The 12,905-nt window shown below is 72.2% G+C and carries 16 protein-coding genes; 11 read left to right on the forward strand and 5 right to left on the reverse strand.

The window, feature by feature from the left end:
- Positions 1-80: 80 nt before the first annotated feature.
- On the forward strand, positions 81-1,592 hold the full coding sequence (locus VAB18032_RS09845) for a glycoside hydrolase family 3 protein (RefSeq protein WP_013732660.1): 1,512 nt from the start codon (positions 81-83) through the stop codon (positions 1,590-1,592).
- Here the strand turns inward: VAB18032_RS09845 and VAB18032_RS09850 are convergent.
- Positions 1,576-1,857 (reverse strand): GNAT family N-acetyltransferase, encoded by a 282-nt coding sequence (locus tag VAB18032_RS09850; protein WP_232510765.1) that lies wholly within the window; start codon positions 1,855-1,857, stop codon positions 1,576-1,578. The two genes, VAB18032_RS09845 and VAB18032_RS09850, sit on opposite strands and share 17 nt — an antisense overlap.
- Before the next feature lie 76 nt (positions 1,858-1,933).
- On the opposite strand from VAB18032_RS09850, the gene VAB18032_RS09855 reads away from it, so the two are divergent.
- From VAB18032_RS09855 to VAB18032_RS09885, 7 genes are all read left to right on the forward strand, one after another.
- Complete coding sequence (locus VAB18032_RS09855) at positions 1,934-2,293, forward strand: hypothetical protein (RefSeq protein ID WP_013732662.1); 360 nt, start codon at positions 1,934-1,936, stop codon at positions 2,291-2,293.
- A gap of 60 nt (positions 2,294-2,353) precedes the next feature.
- Complete coding sequence (locus tag VAB18032_RS09860) at positions 2,354-3,175, forward strand: DUF1206 domain-containing protein (RefSeq protein ID WP_013732663.1); 822 nt, start codon at positions 2,354-2,356, stop codon at positions 3,173-3,175.
- A gap of 107 nt (positions 3,176-3,282) precedes the next feature.
- Positions 3,283-4,473: a mechanosensitive ion channel family protein gene (locus VAB18032_RS09865; RefSeq protein ID WP_013732664.1), complete on the forward strand. Its 1,191-nt coding sequence runs from the start codon at positions 3,283-3,285 to the stop codon at positions 4,471-4,473.
- Between the two features lie 243 nt (positions 4,474-4,716).
- Entirely contained in the window at positions 4,717-5,187 is a 471-nt protein-coding gene (locus VAB18032_RS09870) for a phage holin family protein (protein WP_013732665.1), read from the forward strand.
- Positions 5,184-5,504 (forward strand): DUF3618 domain-containing protein, encoded by a 321-nt coding sequence (locus VAB18032_RS09875; RefSeq protein WP_013732666.1) that lies wholly within the window; start codon positions 5,184-5,186, stop codon positions 5,502-5,504. Before VAB18032_RS09870 ends, VAB18032_RS09875 begins: the two co-directional genes overlap by 4 nt.
- Complete coding sequence (locus VAB18032_RS09880; RefSeq protein ID WP_013732667.1) at positions 5,501-5,773, forward strand: DUF4235 domain-containing protein; 273 nt, start codon at positions 5,501-5,503, stop codon at positions 5,771-5,773. Before VAB18032_RS09875 ends, VAB18032_RS09880 begins: the two co-directional genes overlap by 4 nt.
- A gap of 263 nt (positions 5,774-6,036) precedes the next feature.
- Positions 6,037-6,240: a cold-shock protein gene (locus VAB18032_RS09885; RefSeq protein ID WP_013732668.1), complete on the forward strand. Its 204-nt coding sequence runs from the start codon at positions 6,037-6,039 to the stop codon at positions 6,238-6,240.
- 99 nt (positions 6,241-6,339) lie between these two features.
- Here VAB18032_RS09885 and VAB18032_RS09890 read toward each other — a convergent pair whose 3' ends face one another.
- Positions 6,340-6,615, reverse strand: a complete 276-nt coding sequence (locus VAB18032_RS09890; RefSeq protein ID WP_013732669.1) for a hypothetical protein — start codon at positions 6,613-6,615, stop codon at positions 6,340-6,342.
- Positions 6,609-7,592, reverse strand: coding sequence for an aldo/keto reductase (locus VAB18032_RS09895; protein WP_013732670.1), 984 nt, complete (start codon positions 7,590-7,592; stop codon positions 6,609-6,611). The genes VAB18032_RS09890 and VAB18032_RS09895 overlap by 7 nt, the downstream gene beginning before the upstream one ends.
- Before the next feature lie 91 nt (positions 7,593-7,683).
- On the opposite strand from VAB18032_RS09895, the gene VAB18032_RS09900 reads away from it, so the two are divergent.
- Complete coding sequence (locus VAB18032_RS09900; protein WP_013732671.1) at positions 7,684-8,478, forward strand: trans-aconitate 2-methyltransferase; 795 nt, start codon at positions 7,684-7,686, stop codon at positions 8,476-8,478.
- Positions 8,475-9,500, forward strand: coding sequence for an adenosine deaminase (locus tag VAB18032_RS09905; RefSeq protein WP_013732672.1), 1,026 nt, complete (start codon positions 8,475-8,477; stop codon positions 9,498-9,500). Before VAB18032_RS09900 ends, VAB18032_RS09905 begins: the two co-directional genes overlap by 4 nt.
- A gap of 262 nt (positions 9,501-9,762) precedes the next feature.
- Here the strand turns inward: VAB18032_RS09905 and VAB18032_RS09910 are convergent, their stop codons facing one another.
- Complete coding sequence (locus tag VAB18032_RS09910; protein ID WP_013732673.1) at positions 9,763-11,181, reverse strand: HAMP domain-containing sensor histidine kinase; 1,419 nt, start codon at positions 11,179-11,181, stop codon at positions 9,763-9,765.
- 29 nt (positions 11,182-11,210) lie between these two features.
- Positions 11,211-11,900: a response regulator transcription factor gene (locus VAB18032_RS09915; RefSeq protein ID WP_043720268.1), complete on the reverse strand. Its 690-nt coding sequence runs from the start codon at positions 11,898-11,900 to the stop codon at positions 11,211-11,213.
- Between the two features lie 74 nt (positions 11,901-11,974).
- On the opposite strand from VAB18032_RS09915, the gene VAB18032_RS09920 reads away from it, so the two are divergent.
- Positions 11,975-12,895, forward strand: coding sequence for an ADP-ribosylglycohydrolase family protein (locus tag VAB18032_RS09920; RefSeq protein ID WP_013732676.1), 921 nt, complete (start codon positions 11,975-11,977; stop codon positions 12,893-12,895).
- Positions 12,896-12,905 lie beyond the last annotated feature (10 nt).

Raw genomic sequence — 12,905 nt, forward strand, 5'->3', positions numbered from 1 at the left:
TAAGGTTTATTGACTATTCGTGGGCGCGGTGTGACCATGTCTGCACCGTCGGGTGGCGGTACGAGCGGAGGAGAACGGGCATGAGCGCGTCCAACGGAAACCTGGCGGCGTTGGCGACGGCCGTTCTCCAGCCGGGTTTCGTCGGCACCGTCCCACCCGACTGGGTCCGCCGCTGGCTCGGCGACGGGCTCGGGTCGGTGGTCCTGTTCAGCCGCAACGTCGTCGACCCGGAGCAGGTCAGCGCGCTGACCGCCGCGCTGCGGGCGGAACGGCCGGACGTGATCGTCGCGATCGACGAGGAGGCCGGCGACGTCACCCGGATCGAGTCGGTGCGGGGCAGTTCCCGGCCGGGCAACCTCGCCCTCGGCATCGTGGACGACCCGGCGCTCACCGAGGAGGTCGCCCGCGACCTCGGGGCCGAACTCGCCGCCGCCGGAGTGACCCTGAACTACGCGCCGGACGCCGACGTCAATTCCAACCCGGACAATCCGGTGATCGGGGTCCGTTCCTTCGGCGCCGACGCCGCGCTGGTGGCCCGGCACACCACCGCCTGGGTACGCGGCCTGCAGTCCAGTGGTGTCGCCGCCTGCGCCAAGCACTTCCCCGGCCACGGCGACACCCACGTCGACTCGCACCACGACCTGCCCCGCATCACCGCCGACCGGGCCCGGCTGGACGCCGTCGAGCTGGCCCCCTTCCGGGCCGCTGTCGCCGCCGGCGTGCAGGCGGTGATGACCGGCCATCTGCTGGTGCCCGCGTTGGACCCGCACCTGCCGGCCACCTTGAGCAGCCGGATCCTCGGTGGCCTGCTGCGGGAGGAGTTGGGCTTCAGCGGGGTGGTGGTGACCGACGGGATCGAGATGCAGGCCGTGGCGGGCCGGTACGGCCTCGCCGGCGCCGTCGTACGGGCCCTCGCCGCCGGTGCGGACGCGATCTGCGTGGGCGGTGAGCACGCCGACGAGCAGACCGTCCGTCACCTGCGGGACGCCATCGTGGCCGCGGTCGTCACCGGGGACCTGCCGGAGGAGCGGCTGGCCGAAGCGGCCAAACGGGTCGGTCAGCTCGCCGCCTGGACGGTGGCCGCCCGGGCGGCCGGGCCGGTCGGCGATCCGGCCGACGGCACCGGTTCGGCGGTCGGTCTGCACGCGGCCCGTCGCGCCGTCCGGATCACCCGGACCGGCGGGGAGGCCGCGCTGCCGCTGGGCCGCGCCGCGCACGTGGTGGAGTTCGCGCCACCGCACAACATCGCCATCGGCGCGGACACCCCGTGGGGCGTGGCCGCACCGCTGGCCGAACTGCTGCCGGGCACCACCGTCGCCCGCTACACCGAGGCGGCGACGCCGGCCGACCCGGGCGCCGACGCCGCCGGCCGTCCCCTGGTCCTGGTGGTGCGGGACCTGCACCGGCACACCTGGATGCGCGCCGCCGTCGACCGGGCGCTGATCGCCCGCCCCGACGCGGTGGTGGTGGAGCTGGGAGTCCCCGCGCTGGTCACCGGTCCGGTGCACATCGCCACCCACGGCGCCACCCGGGCCGCGGGACGGGCCGCGGCCGAGGTCCTCAGCGGGGTCACGGTCACGTCAAGCTGGTGACCAGGTCGGCGTACTCGGGGTGGCGTTTGATGAACGCGGCCATGAAGGGGCACTGCGGCACGATCCGCTGACCCTGGGCGCGGACCTGCTCCAGCGTGCCGCGCATCAGCGCCGAGCCCACACCCATGCCCTGGAACGCCGGGTCCACCTCGGTGTGGGTGAAGACCAGCGCCTCCCCGCGGGGCAGGTACGCGGTGAACCCGGCAAGCGCGTCGTCGACCAGGATCTCGTAGCGGTGTTTGGCGGCGTTCTCCTCGACCAGCATGCTCACGCCGCCCATTGTCCACCGGCCGGCGCGACGCCGACGGCGTTCGCCGGCGTCTCGTACGCTGGGCGACGTGATGAACCGACCCCCCGCCGGTAAGACTCCCCGCACCCGCAAACTCGTCGGTCTGCTCGCCGGCCTCGCCCTGGGCACGGCACTGCTGGCCGGTTGCAGCTCGGAAGGCGCCAGCACCAACTGCGGCCTGGACGCCTGCACGGTGACCTTCGACCGTGGCGTCGAGGCCAATGCCAACATCTTCGGCGTCGAGGCCAAGCTGGTCGGTGTGCAGAACGACCAGGTCACCCTCGACATCGCCGGTGAGCAGTTGACGTTGACCGTCGGCCAGCAGGCCGCCGAGGTCGGTGGCCTCGGGGTCACCCTGGACAGCGTCACCGATTCGCAGGTCGCGGTCCGGATCGCCCGCAACCCGGGCTGAGCGGTCACGGCGGGCGGCGGCCCACGTTTGGAAATCTTCGTGTTCGGTGATTGAGAGCCCATGTCTCTCACCCGGAACGCCGAAGCCACCGCCGCCCGTACGGCCGACAGCCGGTGGCTGGAACTCCTCGCCCGGGCCGGTTTCATCGGCTACGGGATCGTGCATCTGCTGTTCGGCTGGCTGGTCCTGCAGCTCGCGTTCGGCAAGTCTGCCGACGACGGCGACCAGTCCGGCGCGCTGCGTACCCTCGCGGCGCAACCCATGGGCAAGTTCCTTGTCATCGCGATCGCCGTCGGCATGCTCGCCATGGCGATCTGGCAGGCCCTCGAGGCGGCCGTCGGGCACCACGCCGCGCAGGGCAACGACCGGACCAAGGAGCGGGTCGTCTCCGCCGCCCGGACGGTCATCTACCTCTGGTTGGCCTGGACGGCCTGGAAGGTCTTCTCCAACGCCAACTCCGACAGCGCCTCCCAGCAGGAGGAGCTCACCGCGCGGATGATGGAGTCCAGCGGTGGCCGCTGGCTGGTCGGCCTCGCCGGTCTGGTGCTCGCCGGCGTCGGTGTCGGCATGGTCATCTACGGGGCCAAGAAGAAGTTCATGAAGCGGCTGAAGACCGGCGAGATGAACGCCCGGACCACCCAGCTCGCCCGCCGTCTCGGCATGGCCGGCTACATCTCCCGGGGCAGCGCCTTCGCGGTCACCGGTCTGCTGGTCGTGCTGGCCGCGGTCAACTACGACCCGGAGAAGGCCCGTGGCCTGGACGCCGCGCTGCGAACGCTGCGTGACCAGCCGTTCGGCACCATCCTGCTGATCCTGATCGGCCTGGGCATCGCCGCCTTCGGCGTCTACTGCTTCCTCCAGTCCCGCTACCGCAAGGTCTGAACCCTCCGGCCGGCCACCGCGTCCCCAGCGGTGGCCGGTGACGGCGATCCGAGGCAACATGGCCCCTTTGTGCGGATCTTGTCGTCGGACCGGAGGGAGAGGAACACGTGCACAGCTACCTGGTTACGGTCGTCGCCGCGCTCGTCGCGGCGGCGGCCGCTGTCGTGGTCGTCGAGGTGGTGCATCGGCTGATCGGACGGTGGGGACGGCGGTCGGTGCTGCTGACCGAGTTGGCCGAGCACGCGCACCGCGCCGCACAGGTGACCGCGACGGTGCTGTCCGTGCAGTTCGCCGTCCGTTTCAGCACCGGCTACGCCGTCGACGCCACCTGGCGGCGGGTGCTGCTGCATCTGCTGGTGCTCGCGGTCATCGCCGCCGGCGCCTGGCTGGTCGCCGCCCTGCTGGTGGTGGTCGAGGACACCGCGCTGGCCCGGTTCCGCGTCGACGTGCCCGACAACCGGCACGCCCGCCGGGTACGCACCCAGGTCGTCATGCTCCGCCGGGTCACCATCGTGGTGATCGTGATCCTCACCCTCGGCGTGATGCTGATGACTTTTCCCGCGGTCCGCGGCATTGGTGCCGGTGTGCTGACCAGCGCCGGGGTGGTCGGTATCGTCGCCGCGCTGGCCGCACAGAGCCTGCTCGGCAACCTCTTCGCCGGGCTGCAACTGGCCTTCAGCGACGCGGTCCGCCTCGACGACGTGGTGGTGGTCGAGGGGGAGTGGGGCCGCATCGAGGAGTTGACCCTCAGCTACGTGGTGGTGCAGATCTGGGACGACCGGCGGCTGATCCTGCCCACCTCCTACTTCACCAGCACCCCGTTCCAGAACTGGACCCGGACCGAGGCCGCCGTGCTGGGCACGGCCGAGTTCGAGGTCGACTGGTCGGTGCCGGTGCAGGCCATGCGGGAGGAGTTGCGTCGCCTGGTGGAGGGCACCGACCTGTGGGACGGCCGGGTCTGCGTACTCCAGGTGACGGACGCGACCGGCGGCATGATCAAGATTCGCGCGTTGGTGAGCGCCGCCAGCGCCGGCGCGTTGTGGGACCTGCGCTGCCTGGTCCGCGAACACCTGGTGGCCTGGGTACGCGACCAGCGGCCCACCGCGATGCCCCGGCTGCGGGCCGAGGTCGGCGACGGCGCCGGCACCCTGCCCTGGCAGTGGGTGCGGCCCGCACGGGCCCCACGCCGTCGCTCCGACGTGCCGGACGACGCGCGCCTCTTCGGTGGCAGCGACGACGGCGAGGCCCGCAGCGAGGCGTTCGTCGGCCCCGACGAACCCGCCGAGGCGCGCCACTGACCCGGCGCCGGCCGCGTCGGCGCGGGACGTCGCGGCACCGGCGGTGGCGCGCGGACGTCCCGGCACTCGGTCGACCGTCGGATTTCACATCCGGCTCGGTGGCGTCCGTTTGCCGGCGCGTTTTCTGGGGACCTGCTGCGGGACGCTTCTGTCCCATCTCGGTGCTGCGCCGGGTGACGAGTCGAGGATTGACCGGCGGCGAGTTCGGGCATACAGCGCGGTGATGAACGAGAGGGGGACAGCATGGCCGACGTGGCGAACATCCGGACATCCCACAACGGGAGGACATCCCACAACGGGAAGACCGCCCATCTCGGGAGCGAACCGTCCACCGCCGAGCTGGTCCAGCGGGCGGCCGAGCAGGTCTCCCGGCTGGTGCGCGACGAACTCACGCTAGCCCGCGCCGAGCTGACGGAGAAGGGCAAGCGCGCCGGTATCGGTGCCGGTCTGCTCGCCGGCGGCGGCGCGTTCGCGTTCTTCGGTCTCGGTGCGCTGGTGACCACCGCGATCCTGCTGCTGGCCCTGGTGCTGCCGGCGTGGGCCGCCGCGCTGATCGTGGCGGTGGCCATGTTCCTGATCGCCGGCGTGCTGGCGCTGATCGGACGCCGTCAGGTCAGCCGGGCGGTGCCGCCGGTGCCGCAGGCGACCGTGCGCAGCCTGCGCGCCGACGTCGACGTGGTCAGCGCCGCGGTGAAGGACAGGGGACGGGCATGACGCGCAACGGCACCGGCGACACCGAGGCGCTGCGGGCGGAGATCCAGCGGACCAGGGTCGAGTTGGGCGAGACGATGGAGGCGCTGGCCGCGAAGGCCGACGTCAAGAAGCGGCTGAAGTCCTCTGCGGACCAGGCCCGGGAGCGGGTGCGTGACCAAGCCGCGATGACCGTCGCCCGGGTCCGTGCACAGACCGGCCTGCGCCGGGAGATGTCCGCAGACGGGGCTCGCGGCGGTCCGGCACCCTTCGTGGCGCTGGCCGCCGGCGCGGTCGTCGCCGCGGTGATTCTGGCCATCATCCAGGGGAGGCGTCGATGAGCAAGGGCATCGGCAAGGCCGCCTATCGGCCGGTCGGGGTGCTGATGGGCATCGCCGCCGGTGCCATCGCCGGCAGCATCTTCCGTCAGGTGTGGAAGATGACCGCCGGAGACGGCGAGGCGCCCAACGCGACCGATGAGGACCGTCGCTGGGGTGAGATCCTCGCGGCGGCGGCCCTGCAGGGAGCAATTTTCGCGGTGGTACGGGCCGCCGTGGACCGCGGCGGAGCGGTGGGCGTACGCCGCCTGACCGGCAGTTGGCCGGACTAGAACGGCCGCGCGCAGGGCACTTTCGACTCATGCACAGCCACCGCCGAGCGGTCCCGACGTATCCGTCAGGTCACATGTCGGAGAATTTCGTCCGGTAGGCTGTGCAGAGTTTTTGCGTACGTGGTTTGCTGTTCCACGCTGTTGAGAGATGGCGTGGTTGAGAGAAGCTCTCCTTCACCGGGGGCCGCCTCAGGCACCGCTGCTCGAAAACGGCCAACCGGCCGCACGGCGTGCTGGGCCGCCAGTTTTAGAAGGAGATACACATGGCGCAGGGAACCGTGAAGTGGTTCAACGCTGACAAGGGCTTCGGCTTCATCACCGTCGACGGCGGGGGTGCAGACGTGTTCGTCCACTTCTCGGCCATCCAGTCCAGCGGCTACCGCACGCTGGAGGAGAACCAGCGGGTGGAGTTCGAGATCGCCCAGGGCCAGAAGGGTCCGCAGGCCGAGCAGGTCCGCCCCCTCTGAGAACACCGGTCGGCGGCTGCCGGCCAGTGGCGAGGCCGCCCCACACATCGGTGTGAAGCCCCGCGTTCCGACAGGACGCGGGGCTTTTTCCTGCCCACCTCAGGCAGGCGGTCCCGATCCTCGGCGGTTGCGGGCGCGCGCGCCCAGCCAGAGCAGGACCAGGCCGGCCAGCATCAGCACCGGGCCGATGACGGCCCAGATCCGCTGGCCGGCCATCACGCTGCCCTCGACATAGCCCAGCCCCTGCACCGTGCAGGCCGCACCGAGGACCACGCCCAGCAGGCCGAGGGTGAGCCGGAACCATCCGCTCATCGCGATCTCCTGGTCGTCGGGCCGGCGAGGCGCGACGCTGTCGGCCGGTGTGTCACTCACCATCGGTGATGCACCTGCGGCCGGATCAGCTCGTCGTAGACCGAGGCCACCTCGGCCAGCTCCGATGTCGACAGTGGCGGTTGATCGGCTGCGGCGACGTTGGCGCGGGCCTGTGCCGCGTCCCGGGCACCGGGGATCACCACGGTGACGCCCGGCTGGTCGAGCACCCAGCGCAGCGCGAACTGGGCCATCGTCCGGTCGTCGCCGACCAGCGGGGCGAGGCGGCGTACGGCGGCCAGGCCGGTGGTGAAGTCGACGCCGGAGAACGTCTCGCCGACGTCGAACGCCTCCCCGTGCCGGTTGTACGAGCGGTGGTCGTCGGCGGCGAAGGTGGTGTGCTCGTCGTAGCGGCCGGAGAGCAGACCGCTGGCCAGCGGCACCCGGGCGATGATGCCGACACCGGCGTTCGCGGCGGCCGGCAGCACCCGCTCCAGCGGCTTGTGGCGCAGCGCGTTGAGGATGATCTGGACGCTGGCCACCCCGGGGCGGGCGATCGCGGTCAGCGCCTCGTCGCAGGTCTCCACGCTGACGCCGTACGCGGCGATGCGCTTCTCCTCGACCAGGGTGTCCAGGGCGTCGAAGACCGCGTCGTCGGCGAAGACCACCGTCGGCGGGCAGTGCAACTGCACCAGGTCCAGAGTGTCCACGCCGAGGTTGGCCCGGGACCGGTCAGTCCAGGCGCGGAAGTTGTCCAGGGTGTACGCCTCGGGGGTCTGCGGCACGCGGCGGCCCATCTTGGTCGCCACGGTCAGCGCGGTGTCCGGGCGGGCGGCCCGGAAGCGGCCGATGAGCTGCTCGCTGCGCCCGTCGCCGTACACGTCGGCGGTGTCCAGGAAGGTGACGCCGGCCTCGACCGCGGCATCGAGCACCGCCATCGCGTCGTCCTCGCTTACCGTGCCCCAGTCGGCACCGAGCTGCCAGGCGCCGAGACCGACCACGCCGGCCTGCCGACCCAGTCGGGGGAAGGTGCGTTGCTCCATGAGGCTGAGCCTAGTTGCTCACTTGCTGTGAGCCGGAGCGGGCCGTAATCTAACAAGACGTACGTACGGTTTGTATTTCTGGAGGCGTGAGATGTGGGACCCGGCGACCTACCTGCGTTACCGCGACGAACGTTCCCGGCCCTTCGAGGACCTGCTCGCCCGGGTGCCGGCCGAACAGCCGAGGACGGTTGTCGATCTCGGCTGCGGCCCGGGCACCCTGACCGCCACCCTCGCCGCCCGCTGGCCGGACAGTCGGATCGTCGGCCTGGACTCCTCGCCGGAGATGATCGCCCGGGCCGCCACGCTCGACGTACCGGTCACCTTCGAGGTGGCCGACCTGCGTGACTGGCATCCCGAACCGCACACCGACGTGCTGGTCAGCAACGCCGCCCTGCAATGGGTGCCGGACCACCGTGAGCTGCTCACCAGGTGGGCCGCGCAGCTGCCCGCCGGTGCCTGGATGGCGATCCAGGTGCCCGGCAACTTCGCGGCCCCGTCGCACCGCGCGCTGCGTGAGGTCGCCGGGCTCGCGGCCTGGCGCGCCGAACTGGCCCCGTTCCAGCGGGAGGCGCCGGTCGCCGAGCCGGCCGACTACGCCGAGTCGCTGGTCGCCGCCGGCTGCGCCGTGGACGCCTGGGAGACTACCTACGTGCACCTGCTGGAGGCCCGGCCCGATGCGGATCATCCGGTGCTGACCTGGATGGAGGGCACCGCGCTGCGTCCGGTCCGGGCCACGCTCGACGCCGCCGGCTGGTCGGCCTTCCGGGCCGCCCTGGGCGTACGCCTCGCCGAGGCGTACCCGGTGCGGCAGGGGCAGGTGTACTTCCCGTTCCGCCGGATCTTCGTCGTCGCCCGTGTCGACGCCAGCGCCCAGGAGAATCTGTGACCGATCTGCGTACCTTCATCGCCGGACTGCCCAAGGTGGAGCTGCACGTGCACCACGTCGGCTCCGCCTTACCCCGGATCGTGGCCGAGTTGGCCGCGCGGCACGAGGGGCGCAGCCCGGTCCCGGCGGATCCGCAGTTGCTGGCCGACTACTTCGTGTTCCGCGACTTCGCGCACTTCATCGAGCTCTACCTCAGCGTCGTGGACCTGATCCGCGACCAGGAGGACGTCTGGATCCTCACCCACGAGGTGGCCCGGGAACTGGCGCGCCAGCAGGTCCGCTACGCCGAGCTGACCGTGACGCCGTTCTCGCACGTACGCCGCGGCATCCCCGCCCCGGCGTTCTGCGAGGCCATTGAGGACGCCCGCCGGCGGGCCGCCGCCGACTTCGGCATCGAGCTGCGCTGGTGCTTCGACATCCCGGGCGAGGCGGGGCTGGAGGCCGCCGAGGAGACGCTGCGGATCAGCCTGGACGAGCGCCCGGACGGGCTGATCAGCTTCGGCCTGGGCGGGCCCGAGATCGGGGTGCCGCGCCCGCAGTTCAAGCCCTACTTCGACCAGGCTCGGGCGGCGGGACTGCGCTCGGTGCCGCACGCCGGGGAGACCACCGGCCCGCAGACCGTCTGGGACGCGCTGCGCGACCTGGGCGCCGAACGCATCGGTCACGGCATCTCCGCCGCGCAGGATCCCGAGCTGCTGAAGTACCTCGCCGAGCGGCAGATCCCGATGGAGGTGTGTCCGACCTCCAACGTGCGCACCCGGGCGGTGCCGGCCATCGAGGAGCACCCGCTTCCCCACCTCGTCGAGGCCGGGCTGCTGGTGACCATCAACTCCGACGACCCGCCGATGTTCGGCACCACCCTCGACGACGAGTACGCGGTGGCCGCCCGGCTGCTCGACGCCGGCCCGGAGCAGGTGGCGCAGCTGGCCCGCAACGCGGTGACCGCGTCGTTCCTCGACGAGACCGGCAAGCGCCGGATCCTCGACGAGATCGACGCCTACCTGGCGACCGCGCTGGCCTGAGCACCGGCGCAGAAGCGCAACGACCCGAGCGAGTGGCGCGCGGCGGGAGGAGGTGTGGGGGGACCATGTCTCCCGCCGCGCGCACGGCTCCACCGGCCGGTGCGCTGGGAGCGAAAGGCCGGTGGAACTGCTGGGTTCGAAGGAATCCTGCCAGTGGACGGCGAGCGCACCGCCCGGGTTAATCCCGATCTAAGGAAGACTTGTTCCGGGGCACAACCCGTTCATCTCGGCGACGCCTGACGGTCCCCGTACGCGTCGAGGTTCACTGGCCCGTCGGACGCTGCCGGGGCCACCGCCGCCCGCTGCTCTTCTGCTCCCGGGCCATCCGCCCGACCAGGCCGAAACGACTGACCTGACGCGGTGTCGCCTCCGGGTCGGCGAGCAGCATCACCACGCTGGCCCCGCCGAGCCGGGCCCGGTCGATGCTCACCGAACCGTTGGCCTGCAACGCCACCCGCTTGGCGATGTCCAGCCCCAGCCCGGTGGAGCCCTGGTCGCTGGCACCCCGGCGCAACGCCCGGTCGGCGTCGGGGATGCCCGGTCCGGCGTCGTCGATCCGGATCGCCACGTACCCGTCGCGTCGGGAGACCGCCACCTCGAACGCAGTGCCCTGCGGGGTGTAGCGGAACACGTTGCCGATCACCGCGTCCAGCGCGGCGGCCAACTCCGCCCGGGGCACCGGCGCGGGAATCCGCAACTGGGCGCCGATCACCCGGTGCGGACGGTTCTGGTCGCCCGCCAGGGCCGCCCAGAAGACCATCCGGTCCCGGACCACCTCACTGACGTCGCACATGGCCGGCCCCGCCTCGGTGGCCACCGCCTTGCGAGTGGTCTTGATCAGCGTGTCGATCTCACCCTCCAGGGTGACGATCGCCTGCCGGATGCGCCGGATCCCCCGCCGGTGGTCCAACTCCGCCTGGCTGAACGAGCCCACGCTTGTGTCGTCGGGCTCCAACGCCTCCGCGTCGAGCCGTAGCACGGTCAGTGGGGTACGCAGCCGATGCGACAGGTCCGCCACGAGTTCCCGCTCGTCGGTGCGGGCCGCGACGAGACGTTCGGCCATCCGGTTGAAGGCGTGGCCCGCCTCGGCCAACTCGCGTGGGCCGCTGGGCTCGACGCGTACGCCCAGGTCGCCGTCGCCGACCGCGAGCGCCGCCTTGACCAGATCCCGGGTGGCGTCCACGGTCCGCGCGGCGACCCGGTCCACCACCAGCACCGCCGCGCCCACCAGGGCGACGGCCACACCGGCGAGCAGCAGCCACCGGTTGCCGGCGTCCCCGCCGAGGGCGGAGTCCGGCACGAAGACCTCCACCACGGCGGTCCGGTCGGCCAGCACCACCGGATCCAACCGCAGCACGCCACCGTCGACGTCGAGCACCACGGAACGTCGCTCGGCCTGCGCCTGCGCCAGCTGGTCGGCGTCGGCCCGTCCGGTCGCGGCGACGTCGGAGTCGGAGTCGGCGGCGGCGTCGGCCAGGCCGTGCACCACGGGGCGGGTCGCCGCGTCGTCGCCACTGGCCTCAATCGCGCGGGCCACCACGTCGGGGTCGGTGCTCACCGCGAGCGCCCCGGTCACCAGCGCGCTGCGCCGGGCGGCGTCGGCGATCGCCTCCTCCCGGGCCTGGCTGCCGAGGGTCAGCCCGAGCGGCACCAGGAAGACCAGCGCCAGCAGTACGCCCATGCCGGTCGTCGCCAGGGCCAGGGCACGCCTCAGTCCGGCGCCACCAGCCGGAAGCCCACCCCCCGCACGGTGCGCAGGTAGCGTGGCTTCGCCGCGGACTCGCCCATTTTGCGGCGTAGCCAGTACAGGTGAACGTCGATGGTCTGGTCCTCGCCGACCGATGGCTGCCGCCATACCTCCTCCAAGAGCTCCCGCCGGGACACTACCCGGCCGGGACGCGCGGCGAGGTATGCCAGCAGGTCGAATTCCTTTCGGGTCAGCGCCAGCGACTCCCCGTCGAGCTGTGCGCTGCGTTCGCCGAGGTCGACCCGCAGGCCGCCGACGCTGAGCACGACCGGCTGCTCCGCCCGACTGGCCCGGCCCACCCGCCGCAGCACGCTGGTGATCCGGGCGTCCAGGTGTGCGCCGGTGAACGGCTTGACCATGTAGTCGTCGGCCCCGGCCCGCAGCAGTTTGACCACGGACTGCTCGTCGTCGCGGGCGGTGGCGATGATGATCGGCACGTCGGTGATGCCGCGCAGCATCCGCAGCGCGTCCGAGCCGTCCAGATCCGGCAACCCCAGATCGAGGACGACGAGGTCAGGCGCCTCCGCAGCGACCCTCCGCAGCGCGTCCAGGGCGGTGCCCACGGCGTGTACCGCGTGACCCCGGTCGGTGAGCGAACGCAGCATCGCGCCGCGTACGACATGATCGTCTTCGACCAGGAGGACGGTGGCCACCCCAGCACGGTACTCGGCGCGGCGGATGGTTCGTCGTTGCGGCCCACCCCGGAACCCGCCAAGCTGGTACGACGATGACGTTCACTCTCTACCCGGACACCCGACTGACGCTGGCCCGGGACAGCCTCGCGGGTCTGTCGGTCGGTGATGCCCTCGGATCCCAGTTCTTCGTACCGGGCCGCCAGCCGGCCGACCTGGCTGCCGGGCTGCTTCCGCCAGCACCGTGGCAGTGGACCGACGACACCGAGATGGCCTGCTCGGTGCTGGCCGCCCTGGCGCAGACGGGCAGCATCGACCGGGACGCCCTGGCGGTCGCGTTCGCCGAGCGCTGCGAACCGTACCGGGGTTACGGCCCCGGTGCCGTGCGCATCCTGCGGCTGATCCGTACCGGCACCCCCTGGCCGGTCGCCGCGGCCGCCGCCTTCGACGGGCAGGGCTCCTGCGGCAACGGCGCGGCGATGCGGGTCGCGCCGCTGGGCGCGTACTTCGCCGACTCGACCAGCCGGGCCGCCGCGCAGGCGCAGGCGTCGGCCGAGGTGACCCACGCCCACCCGGAGGGGATCGCCGGTGCCGTCGCGGTGGCGGTGGCCGCGTCGCTGGCCGCGCGGGCCCGCCTGGACGGCGACCGACCCGACCCGGCCCGGTTGCTCGCCGGGGTGGCCGCCGCGCTGGATCCGGCGACCGAGGTGCACCGGGGCGTACGCCGGGCAGTCGACCTGCTCGGTCGACCGCTGGCCGAGGTCGTGGCGGCGCTCGGCAACGGCAGCCGGGTCACCGCCCAGGACACCGTCGCCTTCACCCTGTGGGTCGCCGCCAGCTACCTGGAGGACTATCCGGCGGCCGTACGGGCCTGTGTCGAGGCGGGCGGGGACGTGGACACCACCGCCGCCATCGTCGGCGGGACGGTGGCCGGGTACACCGGAGTGGGCACCTCGGGCGGGGTGCCCACTGGCTGGCTGGCGGCCCGTGAACCGCTGCCGGAGTGGACCGGCTGACCTGTGCCGC

Origin of the sequence: Micromonospora maris AB-18-032 (assembly GCF_000204155.1) — a bacterium.
In the GTDB taxonomy this organism is placed as follows: domain Bacteria; phylum Actinomycetota; class Actinomycetes; order Mycobacteriales; family Micromonosporaceae; genus Micromonospora; species Micromonospora gifhornensis.

Coding starts and splice junctions, on each gene's coding strand:
- VAB18032_RS09870 (WP_013732665.1), top strand. CDS start 4,717: ATGGCCGACGTGGCGAACATCCGGACATCCCACAACGGGAGGACATCC.
- VAB18032_RS09880 (WP_013732667.1), top strand. CDS start 5,501: ATGAGCAAGGGCATCGGCAAGGCCGCCTATCGGCCGGTCGGGGTGCTG.
- VAB18032_RS09860 (WP_013732663.1), top strand. CDS start 2,354: ATGTCTCTCACCCGGAACGCCGAAGCCACCGCCGCCCGTACGGCCGAC.
- VAB18032_RS09875 (WP_013732666.1), top strand. CDS start 5,184: ATGACGCGCAACGGCACCGGCGACACCGAGGCGCTGCGGGCGGAGATC.
- VAB18032_RS09850 (WP_232510765.1), bottom strand. CDS start 1,857: ATGCTGGTCGAGGAGAACGCCGCCAAACACCGCTACGAGATCCTGGTC.
- VAB18032_RS09895 (WP_013732670.1), bottom strand. CDS start 7,592: ATGGAGCAACGCACCTTCCCCCGACTGGGTCGGCAGGCCGGCGTGGTC.
- VAB18032_RS09910 (WP_013732673.1), bottom strand. CDS start 11,181: ATGGGCGTACTGCTGGCGCTGGTCTTCCTGGTGCCGCTCGGGCTGACC.
- VAB18032_RS09890 (WP_013732669.1), bottom strand. CDS start 6,615: ATGGTGAGTGACACACCGGCCGACAGCGTCGCGCCTCGCCGGCCCGAC.
- VAB18032_RS09845 (WP_013732660.1), top strand. CDS start 81: ATGAGCGCGTCCAACGGAAACCTGGCGGCGTTGGCGACGGCCGTTCTC.
- VAB18032_RS09885 (WP_013732668.1), top strand. CDS start 6,037: ATGGCGCAGGGAACCGTGAAGTGGTTCAACGCTGACAAGGGCTTCGGC.
- VAB18032_RS09920 (WP_013732676.1), top strand. CDS start 11,975: ATGACGTTCACTCTCTACCCGGACACCCGACTGACGCTGGCCCGGGAC.
- VAB18032_RS09855 (WP_013732662.1), top strand. CDS start 1,934: ATGAACCGACCCCCCGCCGGTAAGACTCCCCGCACCCGCAAACTCGTC.
- VAB18032_RS09900 (WP_013732671.1), top strand. CDS start 7,684: ATGTGGGACCCGGCGACCTACCTGCGTTACCGCGACGAACGTTCCCGG.